Annotated in this window: 21 protein-coding genes and 1 pseudogene; 11 read left to right on the top strand and 11 right to left on the bottom strand. The window is 67.2% G+C overall.

The window, feature by feature from the left end; translation table 11 throughout:
- Nucleotides 1-14 precede the first annotated feature (14 nt).
- Nucleotides 15-518, bottom strand: coding sequence for a GAF domain-containing protein (locus tag LDO54_RS18535; RefSeq protein WP_224012134.1), 504 nt, complete (start codon nt 516-518; stop codon nt 15-17).
- Nucleotides 519-745: 227 nt separating this feature from the next.
- Here LDO54_RS18535 and bla point away from each other — a divergent pair, with 227 nt between their 5' ends.
- Nucleotides 746-1,639, top strand: coding sequence for a class A beta-lactamase (gene bla / locus LDO54_RS18530; protein ID WP_224012133.1), 894 nt, complete (start codon nt 746-748; stop codon nt 1,637-1,639).
- A 58-nt stretch (nt 1,640-1,697) separates the two neighbouring features.
- On the opposite strand, the gene LDO54_RS18525 is transcribed toward bla, so the two are convergent.
- The gene (locus LDO54_RS18525; RefSeq protein WP_224012132.1) at nt 1,698-2,585 is read right to left on the bottom strand and encodes a LysR family transcriptional regulator; all 888 of its coding nucleotides are present in this window, start codon (nt 2,583-2,585) and stop codon (nt 1,698-1,700) included.
- Nucleotides 2,586-2,720: 135 nt separating this feature from the next.
- Here LDO54_RS18525 and LDO54_RS18520 point away from each other — a divergent pair, with 135 nt between their 5' ends.
- Nucleotides 2,721-3,149 carry a cupin domain-containing protein gene (locus LDO54_RS18520; protein ID WP_224012131.1) on the top strand — a complete coding sequence of 143 codons (429 nt, stop codon included), beginning with the start codon at nt 2,721-2,723 and terminating at the stop codon, nt 3,147-3,149.
- Between the two features lie 62 nt (nt 3,150-3,211).
- Here LDO54_RS18520 and LDO54_RS18515 read toward each other — a convergent pair.
- Nucleotides 3,212-3,463: pseudogene (locus tag LDO54_RS18515) on the bottom strand (hypothetical protein); the annotation flags it as partial.
- 176 nt (nt 3,464-3,639) lie between these two features.
- Between LDO54_RS18515 and LDO54_RS18510 the strand changes: the two are divergent.
- From LDO54_RS18510 to LDO54_RS18500, 3 genes are all read left to right on the top strand, one after another.
- Complete coding sequence (locus LDO54_RS18510) at nt 3,640-4,278, top strand: HAD-IA family hydrolase (protein WP_224012129.1); 639 nt, start codon at nt 3,640-3,642, stop codon at nt 4,276-4,278.
- Nucleotides 4,279-4,416: 138 nt separating this feature from the next.
- The gene (locus LDO54_RS18505) at nt 4,417-5,364 is read left to right on the top strand and encodes a LysR family transcriptional regulator (protein ID WP_224012128.1); all 948 of its coding nucleotides are present in this window, start codon (nt 4,417-4,419) and stop codon (nt 5,362-5,364) included.
- Between the two features lie 100 nt (nt 5,365-5,464).
- Nucleotides 5,465-6,163, top strand: a complete 699-nt coding sequence (locus LDO54_RS18500; RefSeq protein WP_224012127.1) for a DUF4410 domain-containing protein — start codon at nt 5,465-5,467, stop codon at nt 6,161-6,163.
- Between the two features lie 107 nt (nt 6,164-6,270).
- On the opposite strand, the gene LDO54_RS18495 is transcribed toward LDO54_RS18500, so the two are convergent.
- The 4 genes from LDO54_RS18495 to LDO54_RS18480 all read right to left on the bottom strand — a co-directional run bounded on the left by LDO54_RS18495 (nt 6,271) and on the right by LDO54_RS18480 (nt 9,248).
- Entirely contained in the window at nt 6,271-6,975 is a 705-nt protein-coding gene (locus LDO54_RS18495; protein ID WP_224012126.1) for a glutathione S-transferase N-terminal domain-containing protein, read from the bottom strand.
- 105 nt (nt 6,976-7,080) lie between these two features.
- Complete coding sequence (locus tag LDO54_RS18490; protein WP_224012125.1) at nt 7,081-7,404, bottom strand: cupin; 324 nt, start codon at nt 7,402-7,404, stop codon at nt 7,081-7,083.
- Between the two features lie 46 nt (nt 7,405-7,450).
- Nucleotides 7,451-8,221: a hypothetical protein gene (locus LDO54_RS18485; protein WP_224012124.1), complete on the bottom strand. Its 771-nt coding sequence runs from the start codon at nt 8,219-8,221 to the stop codon at nt 7,451-7,453.
- 79 nt (nt 8,222-8,300) lie between these two features.
- Nucleotides 8,301-9,248 (bottom strand): LysR family transcriptional regulator, encoded by a 948-nt coding sequence (locus LDO54_RS18480; protein ID WP_224012123.1) that lies wholly within the window; start codon nt 9,246-9,248, stop codon nt 8,301-8,303.
- 138 nt (nt 9,249-9,386) lie between these two features.
- On the opposite strand from LDO54_RS18480, the gene speB reads away from it, so the two are divergent.
- From speB to LDO54_RS18460, 4 genes are all read left to right on the top strand, one after another.
- Nucleotides 9,387-10,352 (top strand): agmatinase, encoded by a 966-nt coding sequence (gene speB, locus LDO54_RS18475; RefSeq protein WP_224012122.1) that lies wholly within the window; start codon nt 9,387-9,389, stop codon nt 10,350-10,352.
- Nucleotides 10,353-10,430: 78 nt separating this feature from the next.
- Nucleotides 10,431-10,886 carry a nuclear transport factor 2 family protein gene (locus tag LDO54_RS18470; RefSeq protein WP_224012121.1) on the top strand — a complete coding sequence of 152 codons (456 nt, stop codon included), beginning with the start codon at nt 10,431-10,433 and terminating at the stop codon, nt 10,884-10,886.
- Nucleotides 10,883-12,394 carry an aldehyde dehydrogenase family protein gene (locus LDO54_RS18465; RefSeq protein WP_224012120.1) on the top strand — a complete coding sequence of 504 codons (1,512 nt, stop codon included), beginning with the start codon at nt 10,883-10,885 and terminating at the stop codon, nt 12,392-12,394. The genes LDO54_RS18470 and LDO54_RS18465 overlap by 4 nt, the downstream gene beginning before the upstream one ends.
- Nucleotides 12,395-12,472: 78 nt before the next feature.
- Entirely contained in the window at nt 12,473-13,993 is a 1,521-nt protein-coding gene (locus LDO54_RS18460; protein ID WP_436975623.1) for a purine-cytosine permease family protein, read from the top strand.
- Between the two features lie 118 nt (nt 13,994-14,111).
- On the opposite strand, the gene LDO54_RS18455 is transcribed toward LDO54_RS18460, so the two are convergent.
- Both LDO54_RS18455 and LDO54_RS18450 read right to left on the bottom strand, forming a co-directional pair.
- Nucleotides 14,112-14,825 (bottom strand): dienelactone hydrolase family protein, encoded by a 714-nt coding sequence (locus LDO54_RS18455; protein ID WP_224012119.1) that lies wholly within the window; start codon nt 14,823-14,825, stop codon nt 14,112-14,114.
- A 198-nt stretch (nt 14,826-15,023) separates the two neighbouring features.
- Entirely contained in the window at nt 15,024-15,443 is a 420-nt protein-coding gene (locus LDO54_RS18450; protein ID WP_224012118.1) for a secondary thiamine-phosphate synthase enzyme YjbQ, read from the bottom strand.
- Nucleotides 15,444-15,610: 167 nt separating this feature from the next.
- Here LDO54_RS18450 and nfsB point away from each other — a divergent pair, with 167 nt between their 5' ends.
- Both nfsB and LDO54_RS18440 read left to right on the top strand, forming a co-directional pair.
- A complete protein-coding gene (gene nfsB / locus LDO54_RS18445; protein WP_224012117.1) occupies nt 15,611-16,264 on the top strand; it encodes an oxygen-insensitive NAD(P)H nitroreductase in 654 nt (217 codons plus the stop codon).
- Nucleotides 16,265-16,373: 109 nt separating this feature from the next.
- A complete protein-coding gene (locus LDO54_RS18440) occupies nt 16,374-16,829 on the top strand; it encodes a PACE efflux transporter (RefSeq protein WP_224012116.1) in 456 nt (151 codons plus the stop codon).
- A 23-nt stretch (nt 16,830-16,852) separates the two neighbouring features.
- On the opposite strand, the gene LDO54_RS18435 is transcribed toward LDO54_RS18440, so the two are convergent.
- Nucleotides 16,853-18,085, bottom strand: a complete 1,233-nt coding sequence (locus tag LDO54_RS18435; RefSeq protein ID WP_224012115.1) for a BamA/TamA family outer membrane protein — start codon at nt 18,083-18,085, stop codon at nt 16,853-16,855.
- A gap of 377 nt (nt 18,086-18,462) precedes the next feature.
- On the bottom strand, nt 18,463-20,013 hold the full coding sequence (locus LDO54_RS18430; protein ID WP_224012194.1) for an efflux transporter outer membrane subunit: 1,551 nt from the start codon (nt 20,011-20,013) through the stop codon (nt 18,463-18,465).
- Nucleotides 20,014-20,019: the final 6 nt, after the last annotated feature.

The raw sequence follows: 20,019 nt of genomic DNA, 5'->3' as shown, positions 1-20,019 counted from the left end.
GTGAAACGCGGCGTTTATCGCGCGGCTTGCTTCCAGCCGAATTCGATGAACACGCGGCACAGTTCGGCCATGCCCTTGGCGTCTTCGTCGTCGAAGCGCGCGAGATGCGGGCTGTCCACATCCCACACGCCGATCAGCGTGCCGTCGGCAGCCACGAGCGGCACCACGATTTCCGACTGCGACGCCGAATCGCAGGCGATGTGGCCCGCAAACGCGTGCACGTCGGGGACGAGTTGGGTTTCGCGCGTCTGCGCCGCCGTGCCGCACACGCCCTTGCCGAGCGGAATGCGCACGCAGGCGGGCTTGCCCTGGAACGGGCCGACCACGAGTTCCTTGCCGTCGAAGAAGTAGAAACCGGCCCAGTTCAGGCCTTCGAGCGAGTTGTAGACGAGCGAGGAGAAGTTCGCCGCGTTCGCGATCGCATCGGTCTCGCCTTCGATTAGCGCGCGCGCCTGGGCGGCGAGCGTGGCGTAGAGCGCGGGTTTGTCGGCGGGCAGGGAGTCGGAGAGCGAAAACATGGTGTGTCGAGCCTGGTGAATCTGGGGGTGAATCCGGGAATGAAGCGGCGCAAGGCGCCTTCGAGGGCGCCAGTTTAGGCCAGATCGGGCGTTCTTGCTCGTTTGGGCCCGATTACCGGCGACCGCCGTGGGGCCTTTTAGCCCGTTGCCGCGCACGCGCTGGCGCAACCGGTAGTCCATCGACAATAATCGCTCTCGTCTTTTTCAGCGACGGGAGTGGCATCGACGTGACGATTTCCAGAACGCGCAGACAGTTGAGCATCGGCTTGCCGCTCCTGCTCGGACTCGGCGGCATGACGCGCGCGGCGCGCGCCGCCGATGTGCCGCTTACCGACGCGCCGCTTGCCGAAATCGAGCGCCGCAACGGCGGGCGGCTCGGCGTGTTTGCGCTCGATACCGCGTCGGGCCGCACGCTCGCGCATCGCGCCGACGAGCGTTTTCTGATGTGCAGCACCTTCAAGGGGCTGCTGGCCGCGCAGGTGCTCGCGCGCGTCGATGCGGGCAAGGAAACGCTGGAGCGTCCCGTGCCGTACAGCGAGCACGATCTGATTTTCACCTCGCCGGTGACGAAGGCGCATGTCGCGCAAGGCGCGCTGCCGGTACGCGCGCTGTGCCAGGCCGCCGTCGAAGTCAGCGACAACACGGCGGCGATTCTGCTGATGCGCAGCGTGGGCGGCCCGTCCGCGCTCACGCAGTTCATGCGCTCGATCGGCGATGACGTCACGCGTTCCGATCGCTACGAGCCGGCCTCGAATCAGGCGAGCGGCGTGCTCGACACCACGTCGCCGCGCGCCGTCGTGCACTCGGTGCGGACGATTCTGCTCGGCGACGTGCTGAGCCGCGCGGCGCGCGAGCAACTCGAAAGCTGGATGGTCGCGAGCACGCCGGGACGAAAGCGCATCCGCGCGGCCTTGCCCGCCGGCTGGCACGCGGGCGACCGTCCGGGTACGAGCGTGGAAGCGCAGACGAACGACTACGCGATCGTGCGTCCGCCGGGCCGCGCGCCGTTGCTCGTCGCGGCGTACTACGAAGCGCCGGGGCTCGATATGCCGCATCGCGAAGCCGTGCTGCGCGAGGCGGGCGCGGCGTTCGTCGCGTGGGCGCGGGACGGCGTGGCTTGAGGCGCGTTTCGCGATCGAGCGAGGATCGATCGGTGATCGGGCAACGATCAGTCGGCGTTCAAGCGGCGGCCTGCGCTTCCAGCGTCGACGCGAGGTGGTGGGCGAAGGCGCGTACGCGCGCGCTCATATCGCGCCGCGACGGATAGACGATAAAGAGTCCGGTTTCTTCGGCCGTATCGCCGTCCGTTGTCACTTCGATCAGCGTGCCTTGTGCGATCTCCCGCTCGCACAAATGCGCGGGCAAAGCGGCCACGCCCGCGCCGCGCAGCGCAAGTTCCTTGAGCAGCGCGAAGCTGTTGGCCTGTACGCGCGAGGACTGACGCGCGGTCTGCGCCGCCACGCGCTGGCCCGCCTCCACGCGCAAACCCGCGTCATGGCCCGCGCCGGGCAACTGCGTGACGAAGGCGAGCGTGTCGGTGTTCGCGTGCGCGGCAAGATAAGCGGGGCTCGCGTAGCGCCGGATCGTGAAGCCCGCGATGCGTCGCGCCACGGCTTCGTTGCTGCCCGGCGCGCCGCCGCGAATCGCGAGATCGAACTGCCCATTGACGAAATCGACGACGGCATTGCTCACATGCACGTCGATGCGCACGCGCTCATGCGCGGCGAGGAAGCTCGCGATGGCGTCGGCGAGCAGCGCATCGGGGAAGTCGAGCGGCACCGAAACGCGGATCGTGCCGCTCAACACCCCGGCGTCCGGCAGGCCGCGCCGCTCGGCTTCGCGCAGGGTGGCGATCGCGCCGCCGACGGTGGCGTACCACGTCTCGCCTTCGGCGGTGAGCGCGAGGCTGCGCGTGGAGCGCCGCAACAGACGCACGCCCAGCCGCGTTTCGAGCGCCGCGACGCGCGCGCTCACGGTCGAGCGCGGCACGCCCAGTTCGCGTGCCGCCGCGGCGAACGAGCCGCTTTCCACGACGGCCGCAAAGGCCAGACAGCCGTTGATATCCATTGTCCATCTCGTTGGCGGGAGCCGCCATTCTAGCGGGCTTATCGGCGGCGGGTCGGGCGCGCACACTGGCGCTTCGCGTGGCGTCGATCAAGCACGAAAGGCGCACGCCAAACGCTAAAACAAGGAACGCACACGATGGAAACCGGCATGATCGACACGCAGGAATCGCTGCAATTCGCGGGCATGGCTACGCGCGTGATCGCGGGGCTGAGTACGGCCGCCCCTTACACAGTGATGGAGATGCGCGTGGAGCCGGGCGGCGGCGCGCCCCTGCATCGCTCGCTCGACGAGGACAAGACTTTCGTCGTGCTCGAAGGCGCGCTGGATTTTCGTTTCGGCGAGAACGTGCGCGAGGCGGGCGCGGGCGAGACGATCGCGGTCGCGCCCGGCGACGTGCACGGTTTCACCAATCGCTCGGCGACGTCCGCGCGCGTGCTGCTGGTCGCCTCGCCCGCGCGACACGATGCCTTCTTTCGCGCGATGGCCGCGCTGCCGGTGCCGCATGAACCTGACGCCGTGCGGCGCGTCTGCGCGCAATTCCGGCAGCAGATCGTCGGGCTTTAGTTGCTTGAGTTGCCCGAGTTCTTTCCCGCGCGCGCCTGGCGTTCGTGGATGCGGCCCGCTTCGTCGGCGATGTCGAGTTCCTTGCGTTCGCGGCGCTCCTCGTTGCCGCGCCGCGCGCGCATGCGCTGACGCGAAAGCACGCTGATGATCTCGCCGGTGCTGGCGTTTTCGGGGATCTCGTTGCGGATCACGTTGGGCACCATCGGCAGTCCTTGACGCTGCCGGCGCAGCGCCTGCGAGATCGCGCGACGGCAGTCGTCGCCGTGGCAATCCCACTCGTCGCGCAGCTTTCCGCAATATCGGCATTTGTCCATCGATTGAGTTTAACCGGAATCGCGGCCCGCCTTTCGGGGCGCGAGCACGCCCGCGCACGCACGAACACGCGCACGCGGCGCGCTGCGTGCGCAGGCCGACGCAGCGCAGCAATCGGGGAAACGCGCGGAGTTTCGACGGCGCTATCATCGGCGATGACTCGGAGCGGGAGCGGCCCATGACGGCGACGGCGGCGCACAGCGGCAAAATCGGCACGGTCCTGTTCGACATGGAAGGCGTGCTTTCGCACTACGACCGCGACGCGCGCGCGGCGCGGCTCGCGGCGCTGACCGGCACCACGCCGGAGGCCGTGCGCGCGGCGATCTGGGGTTCCGGCCTGGAGACGCGCGCCGACGCGGGCGAACTCGCACCCGACGCCTATCTGCGCGCGCTCGGCGAACTGCTCGGCTGCGCGATGGACCGCGAGACGTGGCTCGCGTCGCGGCGCGCGTCGATCACGCCCAACGACGCGACGCTCGCCCTCGCGGCGCGTGCCGCGCGGCGCTGCCGCATCGCCGTGCTGACGAACAACGGCCGCCTCGTCACCGATCATCTCGACGTGTTGAATCCGCCGGTCGCGCGGCTGTTCGGCGAGCGCGTCTACGGCTCGGCGGCGTTCGGCGCGCTCAAGCCCGACGCGCGGGCCTATCTCGGCTGCCTCGCGCAGGTAGGCGCGACGCCGCCCGACACGCTCTTTATCGACGACAGCGAAGCCAACGTGCAAGGCGCGCGCGACGCGGGCCTGCACGCCTGCGTCTTCGTCGATGCCGCCACGCTCGAACGCGATTTGCGCCGCTTCGGCGTGCTCGACGGCTGAACGGGCCCGCACACATGCACGCGCTCGAACCCCTGCGCGAGCGCAGCTTCAGGGCGGATCCGGCTTGAGCGCGGCGCGTTTCGCGACTACGCTGCGACATTCAAAAAACGCATTCTCATCGATGGGAGCTTGCAAGGCATGCATGACCTGAGTGTCCGGCGTTTGAGCCACGTGGTCGCGCTCGCGGAGGAGCGCAGCTTCGCGCGCGCGGCCGAGCGCGTGCATCTGAGCCAACCCGCGCTGAGCCGCAGCATCCAGGCGATCGAGGAGGAACTCGGGCTGCGCCTGTTCGACCGCGCCGTGCGCGGCGTCGCGGTCACGCAGGCGGGCAAGGCCGTGGTCGAGCGCGCGCGCCGCGTGCTGTTCGAGGCCAATTGTCTGACGCGCGACGTCGAGCTGCTGAAGTCGCACGAGGCGGGCGAGGTGCGCATGGGCCTCGGTCCGTATCCGACGATGGTGCTGATGCCCGACCTGCTGGTGGAGTTTTCGCGCCGTCATCCGGCGGTCGAGATGAAGGTGTCGGTGAATCAGGGCATGCATATGGTCGAGATGCTGCTGGCCGAACAGCTCGACTTTCTGGTGACCGACCGGCGCGTGCTGCCCGACAATCCCGCGATCGCCATCAAGTCGCTCAAGCGTCACGAAGGCGGCTGGTTCGCGCGCGCGGGGCATCCGCTCGCGCAGCGCGGGCCGGTGACCGCGGCGGCGGCGCGCGCCTATCCGCTGGTGTCGGTGCCGCTGCCGCCGTTCATGCGCGCGGCCGTGCATCGGCTCATGAAAATCCGCTCGCACGAGCCGATCGCCGTGCAGCTTGAATGCAACGATCTGCAGGTGCTCAAGTCCTTCGTCGAGCAGACCGACGCCTTGCTGTTCGGCACGGTCTCGTCGGTGCGGCGCGAGCTGGCGGCGGGCACGATCGAGCGCATCGAGGTGGCCGATTCGCCGCGCATGGGCCTCGATATCGCCATCGTGGTGCTGGCCGAGCGCACGATGTCGCCGGCGGGCGAAGTGGCGCTCGCGCTCGCCCAGGACCTGCTCGGGAATGCGCAGAAGGCGAGCGCCGGGCTCGGGCAGGCGAGCGCCTGAGCGGCGGCTGGCTTTGCGCGCGCGGCACGGTTGGCAGGCAAACGGAACACGTCCCGCGCCGCCGCTATGATGGGCGAATCCTCAACCGCTGGAGGCTGCGATGAGCCTGCCCCGATGGCCGATCGTGCTGGCCGCGCTGTGGTTCGGCGCGGGTGCGGGCGCCGCGTGCGCGCAATCGTCGGCGCCTGCCGAAGCGGCGCCGTCGGCCGTGCCTGCCGCCGCGCCGCTCGTCTACGTGAGCGACTTCGAACTCGACGCCGCGAACGTCACGACCGATCCGAATCCCGTCGATCAGGCGCGTCATCTCGGCGGCGGTCTGCTGCCGCGGCCCTTGTCGCGTCTGCGCGGCGAGGACCCGCAGGCGAAGGCGCGCGATATCGTCGAGGAAATGGCGTCGACGCTGGTCGCCGATCTGCGCCGCGCGGGCGTCGATGCGCGCCGCCTGCCGACGGGCGCGCCTACGCCCGCGCAGGGCTGGCTCGTGCGCGGGGTGTTCCTGCAGGTGGACGAGGGCAACCGGATGCGGCGCGCGATGGTCGGCTTCGGCGCGGGCGCGAGCGAAGTGCAACTGGCCGTGGCGATCGACGATCTCGCGGCTCACGCGCCTGCGCCGCTTTATCAGGTGATCGACACGCAGTCGAGCCACAAGATGCCGGGCGCGGGCGCGGCCATCGCGCTGAATCCATACGTGGCCGCCGCGAAGTTCGTGATCGCGCGCGGCGATCAGCGCCTGACTGTGGAGCGCGCGGCGGGGCAGGTCGCTGATACGGTGTCGGCGCGCGTGAAAACCGCGCCGTGAGTCACGGGTTGAAGCGCGGTATCACGCGTGATTTAACGCGTGATTTAACGCGTGACGCAAAGCGCGCCATCAAAACGCGCTAACAGAAACGCCGCGCTCAATCGCGCTTACACGCGCTTCGGAATTTCCAGTCCGCGCTGCACGGCCGGACGCGCGACGAACGCATCGAGCGCGCGCTTGACGTTGCCGAACGCGTGGAAGTCCACGAGATCGCCCGCTTCGTAAAAGCCCACCAGATTGCGCACCCACGGGAACGTGGCGATATCGGCGATCGTATAGTCGTCGCCCATGAGCCACGCGCGGCCTTCCAGGCGCTGGTCGAGCACCTTGAGCAGACGCTTCGACTCGGCGATATAGCGGTCGCGCGGACGCTTGTCCTCGTAGTCCTTGCCCGCGAATTTGTGGAAGAAGCCCACCTGGCCGAACATCGGGCCGATGCCGCCCATCTGGAACATCACCCACTGGATCGCTTCGTAGCGCGCGGCGCCCGAGCGCGCGAGCAACTGGCCGGTCTTGTCGGCGAGATAGATCAGGATCGCGCCCGATTCGAACAGCGGCAGCGGTGCGCCGTCCGGGCCGTGCGGATCGAGAATCGCCGGAATCTTGTTGTTCGGATTCAGCGAGAGAAAGGCGGGCGACAGTTGATCGTTGGTGTCGAAGCGCACCAGATGCGGCTCGTAAGGCAGGCCGATTTCCTCCAGCATGATCGACACCTTCACGCCGTTGGGCGTGGGCAGCGAATAGAGCTGGATGCGCTCGGGATGCTGCGCGGGCCATTTCTCGGAGATCGGGAAGGTCGAAAGTGCGTTCATGCGGTTCCTATGGAGGGTCGGGTCGCGCGTGCGCGGCGACAATGGCCGCCTAGTGTAGAAGAATTACGGCGAGCGCGTTGGACGCGGCCGGATTCACACGAGCGCTTACACGCTGCCTTCCTTTTCGATCACGAGAATGCGCGCCTCGCCGCGCGGATGCGCCACGTGCTCGCAGCCCACCTGCGCGTAAAACACATCGCCGGTTTCGAGCACGGCGACGTGTTCCGAAATGCCTTCCCCGCTGCGTTCCCGATAGTGCATCTCGACGATGCCGTCGAGCACGGCGAACACTTCCTCGCCGTCGTTCACGTGCCATTTGTAAGGCTGATCGGTCCAGTGCAGGCGCACGGTGGTGCCGTTCAGATTCGCAATGTCGAGCGCGCCCCAGGCGCGTTCGGCGGTGAAGTTTTTGCTGCGGATGATCTTCATGATGGCGTGAAAAATGCGGCGGGCAGTGAGGTGCTCGGTGTGGCCTTCAGTGCTGCGCCGGCAACGATTGCTGGAAGCTGAGCAGATTGAGCGGCGCGACGCGGATAAAGCCGCCGCGCGGGCTGTCGATGTCGGCGATCAGGGTCAGCGAGAGCGACACTGTGATCGGCAGCACGAACAGCAGGATGCGTTTGCCGTGGTCGCCGCGCGCGCCATAGCCCTGCATCAGATTGCTGAACAGCGCGATGATGACCATGAGGATCCACGCGGCCACCGGAATGCGGTTGATCCACGCGGCCTGCGTATAGCCCTGAGAGTTGATGACGTCGTTCATGCCCGCGACCACGAGCGCGGTGACCGGATTCGGCTGCGCCGCCGCCGCGTCGCGCACGCCGTTCCAGAGCTGCGTTTCGAGATCGGCGGTCTCCCGGTCGATCTGCGCGAGTCCTTCGCGGTCGTGCGTCGTGTAGTAGCGCACGCGGACTTCCGTGTACTTCGCGAGCAGCGTTTTCAGATGCTCCGCGCCCGCGCCGCCGACCAGATCCGCGCGCAGATACTCGGTGCCGATCGCATTCGCTTCCTCTTCCTCCAGATTCTTGCGCTGGTCGTAGCGGCCCACCGCCATCGACAGCGTGAAGCCGATCAGCAAGGCCAGCAGCGTGAGCGTCGCGCCTTGCACGACGTTGTAGTTTTCGCGTGCCGAGTCGGAGAGCGGAAAGCGCCGGTTGAGCAAGACGGCGCCGAGCGCGGCGGCGAGCGGCAGGCTGACGATCAGCGTGATGAAGAGATAGATCGGGTGCTGAAGGTATTGCGTCATGGAGGCTCCGAGTATCGTGAGTCGAAGGCGCGTGAACGGCAATAAGCGTCGGCAATCAAGGCGTTTCGGTGAGGCGATTCTACGCGTTCGCGGCGTCTTCGCGTTCGATCTCGTTCAGATGCACGGCGCGCAGATCCTCGATGAAGGCGCGCTGAATGTCGCCCGCGTTCGTCATGCGCCGCGTGACCATGTGGAAGGTCACGTCGTAGCGCAGCGCCGCCGGATTCACGGCGCGCAGCAGGCCGCCATCGACATAAGGCTTGGCGAAATGCACGGGCAGATAGCCGAGATGATGGCCCGAGAGAATCAGCAGCGCGACGGCTTCCATGTTGTCGGCGATGGCGGTCACGTTGCGCTCGTGCGTGGAGTGCTGCGCCTCGGGCAGCGGATAGCTGCGCCACGCCCACTCGCAGGCGGCGGCTTCGGCGGCGCCCACGTCGCCCGGATGATCCGCGTGCGCCGCGCGCTCGAACAGCGCGTGACGCGCGCCGCAATACGCATACTGGCGTTCGATGAACAGCGCGGTGTAATCGAGGCTCGGCACGCGGTGCCAGAAATAGCCGATCGCGATATCGACCTTGCCGTTGAGCACCTGTTCCTCCAGTTCGCCCGGCGAGCGGATCTGGATGTTGAAGCGCACGGCCTGGTCGCGCTGGCGAAAGCGCGCGATGGCGTCGCTGATGCGCGCGTTCTGGCTGAACGGCGTATGGCCGATCAGGCCGAGATTGAGTTCGCCCACGAGCTGGCGGTCCATGTTCGCGGCTTCGGCGCAAAACGTATTGGTCGCCATCAGCAGCCGCCGCGCCGACATCGCGAAGCGCTCGCCCTTGGCCGTGAGCTTGAAGCCGCCGCGCCCGCGTTCGCAGAGCCGGAAACCGAGCCGCGTTTCCAGCGACGCGAGCTGCGTGCTGATGGTCGATTGCCCGACGTTCAGCGCCGCCTGGGCGGCCGTCAGCCCGCGCGCGTCGACCACGGCGAGAAAAACGCGGATCAGCCGCAAGTCGAAGTCGGTCAGGTTGGCGAGCATGCTGCGGTCCTCACATTGATGCGAATCGATGTAAACATCATCAGGCCGTCATTTTATCCATAATTTTTTCCCCCTAGCATTGCCAGCATTGGGTTTCATCCCACTGCTCCTATCGATGTTTTCAGGGTTTATACGGATATGAACGACGCGCAACACCCCTCGCTGAACCAGCCGCTCTCCGGCAACGCCATGCCGCGCTTCGGCGGCATCGCCTCGATGATGCGTCTGCCGATCGCCGCCACGAGCGCGGGGCTCGACGCCTGTTTCGTGGGCGTGCCTTTCGATCTGGGCACCTCGAACCGCAACGGCGCGCGCCTCGGCCCGCGCCAGATCCGCGCCGAATCGGTGCTGCTGCGGCCCTATAACATGGCCACGCGCGCCGCGCCGTTCGACTCGCTCCAGGTGGCCGATATCGGCGACGTGGCGATCAATCCGTTCGACATCCACAAGGCCATCGCCGATATCGAAACGGCTTACGACGGCATCATCGCCGGCGGCTGCAAGCCGGTCACGCTGGGCGGCGACCACACGATCGCGCTGCCGATCCTGCGCGCGATGCACAAGAAGTACGGCAAGGTGGGCGTGGTCCACGTGGACGCGCACGCCGATGTCAACGACACCATGTACGGCGAAAAGATCGCGCACGGCACGCCGTTTCGCCGCGCGGTGGAAGAGGGCCTGCTCGATTGCGACCGCGTGGTGCAGATCGGTCTGCGCGGCACCGGCTATCACGCCGACGATTTCGACTGGTGCCGCGATCAGGGCTTCCGCGTGGTGCAGGCCGAGGCGTGCTGGAACCGCTCGCTCGAAACGCTGATGAAGGAAGTGCGCGAGCAGATGGGCAATGGCCCGGTGTATCTGAGCTTCGATATCGACGGCCTCGATCCGGCGTTCGCGCCGGGCACGGGCACGCCGGAGATTGGCGGCCTCACGGTGCCGCAAGGTCTGGAAATCATTCGCGGCCTGCGCGGGCTGAATCTGGTGGGCGCGGATCTCGTGGAAGTGTCGCCGCCGTATGACCCGCAGGGCACGACGGCGCTGCTGGCCGCGAATCTCGCGTTCGAGATGCTGTGCGTGCTGCCCGGCGTGGCGTATCGCGCCTGAGCGAAACGTCGAACGACGCCAATTGATACGGCATCCGAAATAAATGAAAACATTGCGCCAGATTCCCGGAGAGCGTGCATGAGCGAGACCCAGACTGAAACCCAAGCCGCCGTGCTGGCCGCCGCCGATGCGCTGATCGCATCGTTCGCGCGCCACGACCGCGACGCCTATTTCGCGGCTTTCGCGCCGCACGCCAATTTCGTGTTTCATCACGTGAGCGAGGCGCTGCCCACGCGCGCGGCCTATGAAGCGCTGTGGCGTCAGTGGGAACGCGACGACGGCTTCGCCGTGATCGGCTGCGAATCGAGCGAGCGCGTCGTGCAGTGTCTCGGCGACGTGGCGATCTTCACGCACAACGTGCGCACGCAGGTGAGCACGCACGCGGGCCGCGAGACGCTGGTCGAGCGCGAGACCATCGTGTTCGCCCGCGAAGGCGGCAACTGGATCGCCGTGCACGAGCATCTGTCGCCGCACGCCTGCGTGGCCGTGCAGCACGAGGTGAATGAGGTGAACGCGGTGGAGGCGTCCGCATGAAGCGCGAGACTGTACTCGCCGCCGTGGAGCCGGGCGTATTCGTCGATGGCGAATGGCGACACGGCGAAGGCGCGACGCTCGACCTGATCGATCCGTGCAGCGCGCAGTCCATCGCGCGCGTCTCGGCCGCGAGCACCGACGATGTGGATGAAGCCGTCGCTGCCGCCGCGCGCGCCTTGCTCGGCTGGCGTAAGACACCCGTGACGGCGCGCGGCGATCTGCTCGAACGCATCGCGCAAGGCATCGAAGCGCGCAGCGTCGAACTGATCGATTTGCAGATGCAGTGCAACGGCAAGCCGCGTTTCGAGGCGCAACTCGACGTGAGCGATGCGGCGGCCACGTTCCGTTATTACGCGCAACTGTGTCGCGAAGGCGGTGTGGCGACGTCGTCGACTGTGGCGCTGCCCGATCCCGGTTTCGTCGCCGAGGTGCGCCACGAAGCCGTGGGCGTCTGCGCGCTGATCGTGCCGTGGAATTTCCCGCTCGTGACGGCCGCGTGGAAACTCGCGCCCGCGCTGGCGGCGGGATGCACGGCGGTCATCAAGCCGTCCGAACTCACGCCGCTCGCCGAGCGCGCTTTGGTCGACATCGTCGCGGCGGCGGGCGTGCCAGCGGGCGTGGTGAATCTGGTCGCGGGCGCACGCGAGGTCGGCGCGCATCTGGCCGCGCATCGCGGCGTGGCGAAGGTTTCGTTCACGGGCAGCACCGCCGCAGGACAAGCCGTGATGCGCGCCGCCGCCGACCGCATGCAGCGCGTCTCGCTTGAACTGGGCGGCAAGTCGGCGCTGATTGTTTTCGACGACGCCGATCTCGACGAAGCCGTCGAACTCGCCTTCAACGGCGCGTTTTTCAACGCGGGGCAGATGTGTTCGGCGACCTCGCGCGTGCTGGTGGCGCGCGCGCTGCACGACGCGTTCGTCGAGCGGCTCGTGGCGCTGGCGCGCACCGCGACGGTCGCGGCTCCCGACGACGCCGACGCGCGCATGGGACCGCTGATCAGCGCGGCGCAGCGCGAGCGCGTGCTCGGCCTGCTCGCGCGCGGCAAGGACGAGGGCGCGCGCGTGTTGTGCGGCGGCGCGCTCGCGCGTCCCGGCTTCTTCGTTGCGCCGACGGTCTGCGCGAACGTCGCGCCCGACAACGTGCTCTGGCGCGAGGAGATCTTCGGCCCGGTGGCGCTGGTGCGCGCGTTCGACACGGAATACGAGGCCATCGCGCTCGCCAACGACAGCGACTACGGACTCGTCGCCACGGTCGTGACCGCCGACGCCGAACGCGCCGCGCGGGTCGCCGACGCCTGCGAGTCGGGCGTGGTGTGGGTGAACGCGCCGCAGGTGATTTTTCCGCAGACCGGCTGGGGCGGCCGCAAGCTCAGCGGCATCGGCCGCGAACTCGGACCCTGGGGCGTGCGCGCTTACCAGGAAATCAAGCATGTGATCCGCGCGCGTCCGGCCGGCGCGCCGCCATCGCCGCCATCGCCGTCAGCGCCGCAATCTCAGCAACAACCGTAACCACGAACCCAGCCGTCAACGCTCTCGCTCGCACGCCTCGCGCGCGCGGGCGGGCGCGCACCCCACAGGAAGAGACAGATGAACACTGACAACGTCAACGGTTGGGCGGCCGACGGGGCCGAACCGCCACGCAGCATGGACGCGCCTGGCGCCGCCGCGCCCTCGAAATGGCGCAAGATCGAAGTGCGTTCGATCGACTACGTGCCCGCGCACGAACGCCACGGCAGCGTGGCCGGGCAGGGGCCGTTCTGGTTCCTCGGCAACTTCCAGTTCTTCACGATCGCCATCGGCTTCGTGGGACCGAGCATGGGACTCTCGCTCGGCTACACGATCCTCTCGGGCGTGCTCGGCATTCTGTTCGGCACGCTGTTCATGGCGTTTCATGCCTCGCAGGGCGCGCATCTCGGCCTGCCGCAGATGATCCAGTCGCGCGCGCAGTTCGGCTATCGCGGCGTGGTGCTGATCCTGATCGCCACGCTGTTCACGTTCATCGGTTTCAACGTGGTCGATACCGTGCTGATGGCGAGCGGCGTGAAGGGCATCTTCGGATGGTCGCCGACGCTCGTCACCATCGTCACGGCGCTGATCGCGCTGGCGCTGGCGATCTACGGTCACGACTGGCTGCATCGCGTGTTCAAGTGGCTGCTGGTCGCGAGCCTGCCGCTCTACGTGCTGCTGACGCTGTGGATCCTGTTCGGCGCGGTCGGCGTGAAGCCCGGCATCGTGCATGCGGGCGGCTTCTCGCTCGTCGCGTTCGCCGCGCAGTTCGCCGCGAGCGCGAGCTACAACATCACGTATGCGCCGTATGTCTCCGATTACTCGCGCTATCTGCCGCGCGATACGAAACCGCGCGCGATCATCGCGGCGGTGTTCGTCGGCGCCTCGGCGTCGGCGATCTGGCTGATCGCGCTGGGCGCATGGCTTGCGACGCGTCTCGGCGCGTCCGATGGACTCGTCGCGCTCTACGATGCGGGCAACGCGATGTTCCGCGGCTTCGGCGTGCTGATCTCGCTGGCGTCGGTGGGCGCGATGGTCGCGACGATGGGCCTGAACGCCTATAGCGCGATGCTCACGGTGGTCACGGCGGTCGATTCGTTCAAGCCCGTGAAGCCGACGCAGACGGTGCGCGTGGTCACGGTGCTCGCGCTCGGCCTCGTGTGGGTGGCGATCTCGCTGTCGCTGTCGGGCAACGCCATCGACATTCTGTTCGCGGCGCTCACGATCATGCTGTATCTGCTGGTGCCGTGGACGGCCGTGAATCTCGTCGATTACTTCTTCGTGCGGCGCGGCCATTACGCGATCACGCAACTCTTCACGCCGCGCGGTCTGTATGGCGCGTGGGGCGCGCGCGGGCTGATCGCCTACGCGGTGGGTTTCGCCGCGACGGTGCCGTTCTTCGTGCTGCCGGGCATCTACACGGGGCCGCTCGCGGCGCGCATCGGCGGCGTGGATGTGGCGTGGGCGGTGGGCCTCGCGGTGTCGGCGATCGCGTATCTCGTGCTGGCCCGCTCGATCGACGCGGCGCGCGAGCGCAAGGCGGTCCAGCAGAGCGAGCGCGAAATCGCCGAACTCGATAATGCGATGAAGCGCGCGCATTGAACGCGGTAGCGTCGTGTACTTCACGACGCTGAAAAAAACGACGCGGCGCACGTTCGAAAACGTGCGCCGCGTTTTTTCATGCATTCAGCGTGAGGCGGCTAGCGTGAAGCCGCCGCGCTCAGCCTTGCTTCCAGAGCGTGCGGCCCCAGAACGTGAGCGTGCGGTCCCACGCCTGCTGCGACCAGACCGGATCGAACTGCGTATGCGCGATGCGGCCCGGGCCGACGGCTTCTTCGTTCGCGAACGCATGGTAGGCGAGGTAGCGATGGAACTCGACGTTCACGCCGCCGTCCTTGAGCTTCTTTTCGAGTTCGTCGACGGTCTCGATCTTGAAGAAGCCGTCCTGCGTGCCCCAGTGGCCGAGCACCGGCGCGGTGATCTTGCTCGCGTCGAGGTATTCGAGCGGGGGGAAACCGTACCACGTGACCACGCCCGCGAGGTCGGGGATCTGGTTCGCGGCCAGCAGCGTGAGCGCGCCGCCCATGCAATAGCCGGTCACGCCGATGCGGTCCGTGAGCGTGCGTAGATGATCGACCGCGCCGCGGATGTCCTGCGAGGCGGCGTCGCCGAAATCGAGGCCCGTCATCAGGTGATGGGCTTCTTCTTCCTCGACCGTGCTCTTGCCGCGATAGAGGTCGGGCACGAGCGCGTAGTAGCCGGCCTGCGCGAGACGGTCGGCCACGCCGCGAATCTGGTCGTTCAAGCCCCACCATTCCTGAATCACGACGATGGCGGGCGCGCCCTGCGTTTTGGCGGGCGTGGCCAGATAGCCTTGCAGCGATTTGCCGTCGGGGCGATTGAAGGCAATCATCGAGCCGGTGGTCTTTGTCATGAGTTATTCCTTGAGGGTTCGGTGGATCGGTTCGGAAACGAAAGAATCAGGTGAGAAGCGAGTCAAAACCGGTGCCGGAAAAGCGCAAGCCGTAGCATAGCCTCTGCGCGCAAGCTTTGCTCGGATGCGCCTGACGCGCGTTGAGGTCCGCTGAGGTTCGTTGAGGTTCGCTAACGGCGTGCGGCGTGCGGCGCGCCGTCATTCGCCGATCAGGTGCAGCACGATATCGCGCGTCGAGGCGTGACGCCGATGCTCGAACAGATAAATGCCTTGCCAGGTGCCGAGCACCGGGCCGCCGAACTCGACGGGAATCGAAAGCTGCGTCTGCGTGAGCGCGGTGCGCAGATGCGCGGGCATGTCGTCGGGGCCTTCGGTGTCGTGCTCGTAGCGCTGCGGGTCCTCGGGCGCGATCTCGTCGAAATAGCGTTCGAGGTCGCGGCGCACCGAGGGATCGGCGTTTTCCTGAATCAGCAGCGAAGCCGAGGTATGGCGGCAGAACAGCGTCAGCAAACCCGTGCCGATGCCGGTTTCGCGCACGAAATCGCGCACCTGCGCGGTGAAATCGACGAGCCCGCGCGAGCGCGCGTGCACGTGCAGATGATGGATGGCCTGGCGCATGGTTTTCTCCGGTAAGGCGCGACGCGAAGTCAGTCGGCGGCAGATCAAAGGCGCGGCAGCCGGGCCGAGGCCCGCCCGCACGGCCGCCGCCGCATGCTGGTAGGATACCGGCCTTGCCGCCGCGCTGGCGGCCGACGTCAGACCTCGCATCGATTCAGGAGAATGTTTTGAACCTCACCCGCTTCGCCAAGTCGCGCCATTCGACCAAGTCCTTCGATCCCGCCCGCAAGATTCCGGCCGCGGTCATCGACGAGCTGAAGGAACTGATCCGCTTCAGTCCGTCGTCGGTGAACTCGCAGCCGTGGCATTTCGTGGTGGCCGAAAGCGATGCGGCCCGCGCGCGCGTGGCGAAGTCCATGCAGCCGGGCTACGCGTACAACGAGCCGAAGGTGCTGAAGGCGTCGCACGTGCTCGTGCTGTGCGTGCGCAAGGACATGGACGAGGCGCATCTGAACGCCGTGCTCGCACAGGAAGAGGCCGATGGCCGCTTCGCGAGCGCCGAGGCCAAAACGGGCCAGGCGAACACGCGCAATTTCTACGTGAACCTGCACCGCGAGCGCAACGACCTGTCGGCGTGGATGGAAAAGCAGGCCTATCTGGCGCTCGGTTCGGTGCTGATCGGCGCGTCGACGCTCGAAATCGACGCCTGCCCGATGGAAGGTTTCGACGCCGCCGCGCTCGACGCGGAACTCGGTCTCGACGCGCAGGGCCTGACCTCGCTCGTCGTGATCAGCCTCGGCTACCGCAGCGCCGACGACTTCAACGCGAAGCTGCCGAAGTCGCGTCTCACGGCGCAGGCCGTGTTCACGGAACTCGCGTAAGTCTGTCCGGCACCTGAATGCCGTGAAAGCCATGAAAGCCGGGGGCGGTGCGGTGGTACCATCGTCGCTTCCGGTTTTCCAGGCAAAAACGCGCAGGAGCGTTCACGGCATGCAGGGAATCAAACGCAGGATCGTCTACGTCACGCTGTTCGAGGGGATCGCGATCCTCATCACCAGCACGAGTTTCGCCTCGCTCTCGGGCCGAGGCATGGACCGCGCGGGTGCGGCGGCGATTTTCTCGTCGCTGATCGCGGTGATCTGGAACGTCGTGTTCAATACGCTGTTCGAGCGCTGGGAAGCGCGCCAGACGAAGCGCGGACGCAGCGTCGCGCGGCGCATCGCGCATGCCGTGGGTTTCGAAGCCGGCCTGATCCTGTTTCTCGTGCCGATGATCGCGCTCACGCTGCGCGTGCCGCTCGTCGAGGCCTTCATCATGGACATCGGCCTCTCGGTGTTCTTCCTCGTCTACGCCTACGTCTTCAATCTGATCTTCGACCGCGTGTTCGGCTTGCCTGCCTCGGCGCTGCCGCTGGAGCCGCGCGCCGGATCGGAGCCTTGTGCGTGATTATGGGTGATTGTGCGTGCGCCTCAGTGCCACGCGCTGCCCACCTGGATATAGAACGCGTTCTGTCCGGGACCGTGCGCCACGTCGATCCCCATCGAGAGCCCGAGCTTGCGTGCGATCAGATAGCGAAAGCCGGTGCCGAAGCCGAAGGCCGTGGGCGCGTCGCTGAACGAATGCAGATTGCCGTAGGCTTTGCCCACGCCGCCGAAGCCGAGCACCGCCCAGCGCGGCGTGACGTTCCAGCGTAGCTCCAGTTCGCCGGTGAGCTGATTGCGGTCCTGGAACTTCGCATCGGAGACGCCGCGCAGATTCACATAAGGCTGCGCGAAAAAGGGGATGTCGCCCTGCGAGAAGCCGGTGTCCACGCGCAGTCCCAGCACCCAGCGCGGCGACAACTCGATCCAGTGGTACGCCCTCGCTGCTTGCATCTCGAACGCATTCGAACTGCCGAAGCCGCCGCGCGCGAATTCGGCTTCGAATTCCGCGTAGGTGCCGCGGCTCGGATAGAAGATGTTGTCGCGCGTGTCGTAGTCGACGACGATGCCGCCTTTACCCACGCGCACGTCGCGTTCGAAATTGTGGATGCCGTTCGGCACCAGCGGGTCGAAGCGCGTGGCCGAATCGAAGAACGTATAGCGCGGCCCGACGTACCACGGACTATTGGCAATCCTGAACAAAATCTGCTGCACCAGGGCGACGCCGCTCAACTGGTAGGCATTGGCGTTGCCTTGCAGCCCATAGTAGTTCAGATGCAGATTCACTTTGCCGATCACACCGAGATAACGGATGCGGTCCTCGTCCCAGGTGTGGAAGTGCACGAGTCCCACGCCCCAGCTTTGCGTGCCGGTGATGAAGCCGCCGACGGCCGTGATGTTGGGCGGCGACATTTTCGGTTTGGCGTTGGCGGGTTCTTCGCTGGCGTCGCTTTCATCAACGTTTTCGCTGGCCGCGCGTTTGGGCGCGGTGAAGTAGAGCAGCGCGAGCCCGAAGCCGTAGCCCACGGCAGGTTCGGTGATGATGACCGGCACCGGCAGCACGCCCTTGTGAGTGAGCAGCATGTCGCTGAGGTCGAACGCGCCGTCCTCGGTGTCGCGAAACCGCGAGAACCAGGACGGATGCGCCTCGCTGGCGGCGTTCGCGATGTTCGCGGCGTCGCCGGTGCGGTTCGCGTTGGGTGTGTCGTCGGCGTGGGCCGCGGCGGCGAGCGCGAGCAGCGCGCAAAGCGCGACGGACTTCGAGTGCCGGTGGCGTGCCATCGTGGCGAAATCTCCCGCATCGGATTGGCGCCGATGCTGACGTGCTGGCGATGATCGATGCGGCGCACGGCGGCGCGCGCGGTGAAATGACGAAGTAGCAATGGCGCGATGTCGCGAGCCGTCATGCGCAAAGCAGACCGCAAAGCAGACGAAACGGACGATGCGCGATGAATCTATCGCCACGCTGCTGACGCGCCAGCATAGCGCAATCGATCTGACGAACGGTTGCGCTTGCCACGAAGAAGAGGGGATCGGACGGGCTGCATCAAGGCGCATGCACGAACGGCATGCGCGGCGCATCGAAGCGCGGCGAGTCTCGCGAAAATCAGCGCGCGGCGCGGCAAGCCCGCCTGCGCGCCAACCACCGCGACCGCGTTTTACGGACTCGGCACGGCGGCTTGCGCGCCGCTGGCCGCCGCCGCGCCGCTGGCTTGCGCGGGGGCAACCGCGCTGGCGGGCGCGCCCCCATTCGCGCCCGTATCGACGCGATCGGGATGACGCACATCGTGCAACTGGCCGTTCCAGCCGCCGCCCAGATCGCCGATCAGCGAGGCCGCGTCGAGCAGACGGCTCTGCTGCACCGTGAGCGCGCTTTGCTGCGTGCTCAACTGCGTGGCCTGCGCGGTCACGACCGTCGTGTAATCGACCGTGCCGGCCTCGTATTCGTTTTGCGCGATCTGCGTGGCGCGCGTGGCGTCGCGCACGGCCGATTCGAGCACCGCCGCTTGCTGCGCGAGAATGCGCAGGCCGGAGAGATCGTTTTCGACGTCCTGGAACGCCGTGAGCACGGTGCCGCGATAGTTCGCGACCGAGGCGTCGTAGCTCGCGCGCGCGGCGTCGACGTCGGCGCTGCGCAGGCCGCCGTCGAAAATCGTTTGCGTCGCGCTCGCGCCGAGCGACCACACATAGTTGCTGATATGCAGCAGCCCCGACAGCGGCGACTGCGTGAAGCCGTCGAGCGCCGAGAGCGAAATGCTCGGATAGTACGCCGCCACGGCCACGCCGATCGCCGCGTTCGCCGAGGCCATCTGGCGCTCCGCAGTGGCAACGTCGGGGCGGCGTTGCAGGATCGTCGACGGCACGCCTGCGGGAATGTCCGGCAGGATCGGCATGCGCTCGCTATGCGGGATCGTCACGTCCTCGGGATTGCGACCCACCAGCACCGCGATCGCGTGCTCGTATTGCGCGCGCGAGACGCCCAGCGCGATCAGGCTCGCCTGCGCGTTCTCCAGCTGCGTGCGCGCCGTGATCAGATCGGACGGCGAGACGGTGCCCGCCGCGTCCTGATCGCTGACCACGCGCAGCGAGTGCTTGTACGCCTCGACCGTTGCCGTGAGCAGGTCGATATCGGCGTCGGTCACGCGCAGATTGATCACGGCGTTCGCGAGCGCAATCTGTTCGGATAGCTGAGCATTCGCGAGCGTGGCTTCGCTCGCCTGCGCGGTGGCCGACTGTTCCTCGACCTGGCGGCGCACCTCGCCCCAGAGGTCGGGCGCCCAGCTCACGTTCGCTTCGAGCGAGCCCGCATTGACGACGCGCGCGGCGCTGCCGCTCGTGGTGGTCGCCGAGGCGCGTTCGCGCGTGGCCGAACCGGTCACGCCCAGCGTCGGAAAGAGGCCCGCGCGCGCCACGCGCACTTCGGCGAGCGCTTCCTGATAGTTCGCGTAGTTCTGCCGCACGGTCTGGTTCGAGACGGTCACGAGCGGTTCGAGCTCGTCGAGCAGCGGATCGTGGAAGGCGGTCCACCAGTCGCCCTTCGGGGCTTCGGCGGCGCCCGGCTCGGCCTGGGTCCAGCCCGGCAGTTCCTTCCATTGCGTGGGCACGGAAACCTGCGGGCGATGATAGTCGGGGCCCACCATGCAGCCGCTCAGCGCGAACGTGAGGCCGGCGGCGAGCGCGAGCGGCAGCACGCGCCGCGTGCGCTGCATCAGGTG

Source organism: Paraburkholderia tropica (genome assembly GCF_914484835.1).
Lineage (GTDB): Bacteria > Pseudomonadota > Gammaproteobacteria > Burkholderiales > Burkholderiaceae > Paraburkholderia > Paraburkholderia tropica_A.
This window is presented reverse-complemented; position numbering and strand designations above follow the sequence as displayed.

Bases quoted from the DNA above. Each gene is read 5' to 3' on its own strand.
- LDO54_RS18535 (WP_224012134.1), bottom strand. From the start codon at position 518: ATGTTTTCGCTCTCCGACTCCCTGCCCGCCGACAAACCCGCGCTCTAC.
- LDO54_RS18525 (WP_224012132.1), bottom strand. From the start codon at position 2,585: ATGGATATCAACGGCTGTCTGGCCTTTGCGGCCGTCGTGGAAAGCGGC.
- LDO54_RS18520 (WP_224012131.1), top strand. From the start codon at position 2,721: ATGGAAACCGGCATGATCGACACGCAGGAATCGCTGCAATTCGCGGGC.
- LDO54_RS18510 (WP_224012129.1), top strand. From the start codon at position 3,640: ATGACGGCGACGGCGGCGCACAGCGGCAAAATCGGCACGGTCCTGTTC.
- LDO54_RS18505 (WP_224012128.1), top strand. From the start codon at position 4,417: ATGCATGACCTGAGTGTCCGGCGTTTGAGCCACGTGGTCGCGCTCGCG.
- LDO54_RS18500 (WP_224012127.1), top strand. From the start codon at position 5,465: ATGAGCCTGCCCCGATGGCCGATCGTGCTGGCCGCGCTGTGGTTCGGC.
- LDO54_RS18495 (WP_224012126.1), bottom strand. From the start codon at position 6,975: ATGAACGCACTTTCGACCTTCCCGATCTCCGAGAAATGGCCCGCGCAG.
- LDO54_RS18490 (WP_224012125.1), bottom strand. From the start codon at position 7,404: ATGAAGATCATCCGCAGCAAAAACTTCACCGCCGAACGCGCCTGGGGC.
- LDO54_RS18485 (WP_224012124.1), bottom strand. From the start codon at position 8,221: ATGACGCAATACCTTCAGCACCCGATCTATCTCTTCATCACGCTGATC.
- LDO54_RS18480 (WP_224012123.1), bottom strand. From the start codon at position 9,248: ATGCTCGCCAACCTGACCGACTTCGACTTGCGGCTGATCCGCGTTTTT.
- speB (WP_224012122.1), top strand. From the start codon at position 9,387: ATGAACGACGCGCAACACCCCTCGCTGAACCAGCCGCTCTCCGGCAAC.
- LDO54_RS18470 (WP_224012121.1), top strand. From the start codon at position 10,431: ATGAGCGAGACCCAGACTGAAACCCAAGCCGCCGTGCTGGCCGCCGCC.
- LDO54_RS18465 (WP_224012120.1), top strand. From the start codon at position 10,883: ATGAAGCGCGAGACTGTACTCGCCGCCGTGGAGCCGGGCGTATTCGTC.
- LDO54_RS18460 (WP_436975623.1), top strand. From the start codon at position 12,473: ATGAACACTGACAACGTCAACGGTTGGGCGGCCGACGGGGCCGAACCG.
- LDO54_RS18455 (WP_224012119.1), bottom strand. From the start codon at position 14,825: ATGACAAAGACCACCGGCTCGATGATTGCCTTCAATCGCCCCGACGGC.
- LDO54_RS18450 (WP_224012118.1), bottom strand. From the start codon at position 15,443: ATGCGCCAGGCCATCCATCATCTGCACGTGCACGCGCGCTCGCGCGGG.
- LDO54_RS18440 (WP_224012116.1), top strand. From the start codon at position 16,374: ATGCAGGGAATCAAACGCAGGATCGTCTACGTCACGCTGTTCGAGGGG.
- LDO54_RS18435 (WP_224012115.1), bottom strand. From the start codon at position 18,085: ATGGCACGCCACCGGCACTCGAAGTCCGTCGCGCTTTGCGCGCTGCTC.
- LDO54_RS18430 (WP_224012194.1), bottom strand. From the start codon at position 20,013: ATGCAGCGCACGCGGCGCGTGCTGCCGCTCGCGCTCGCCGCCGGCCTC.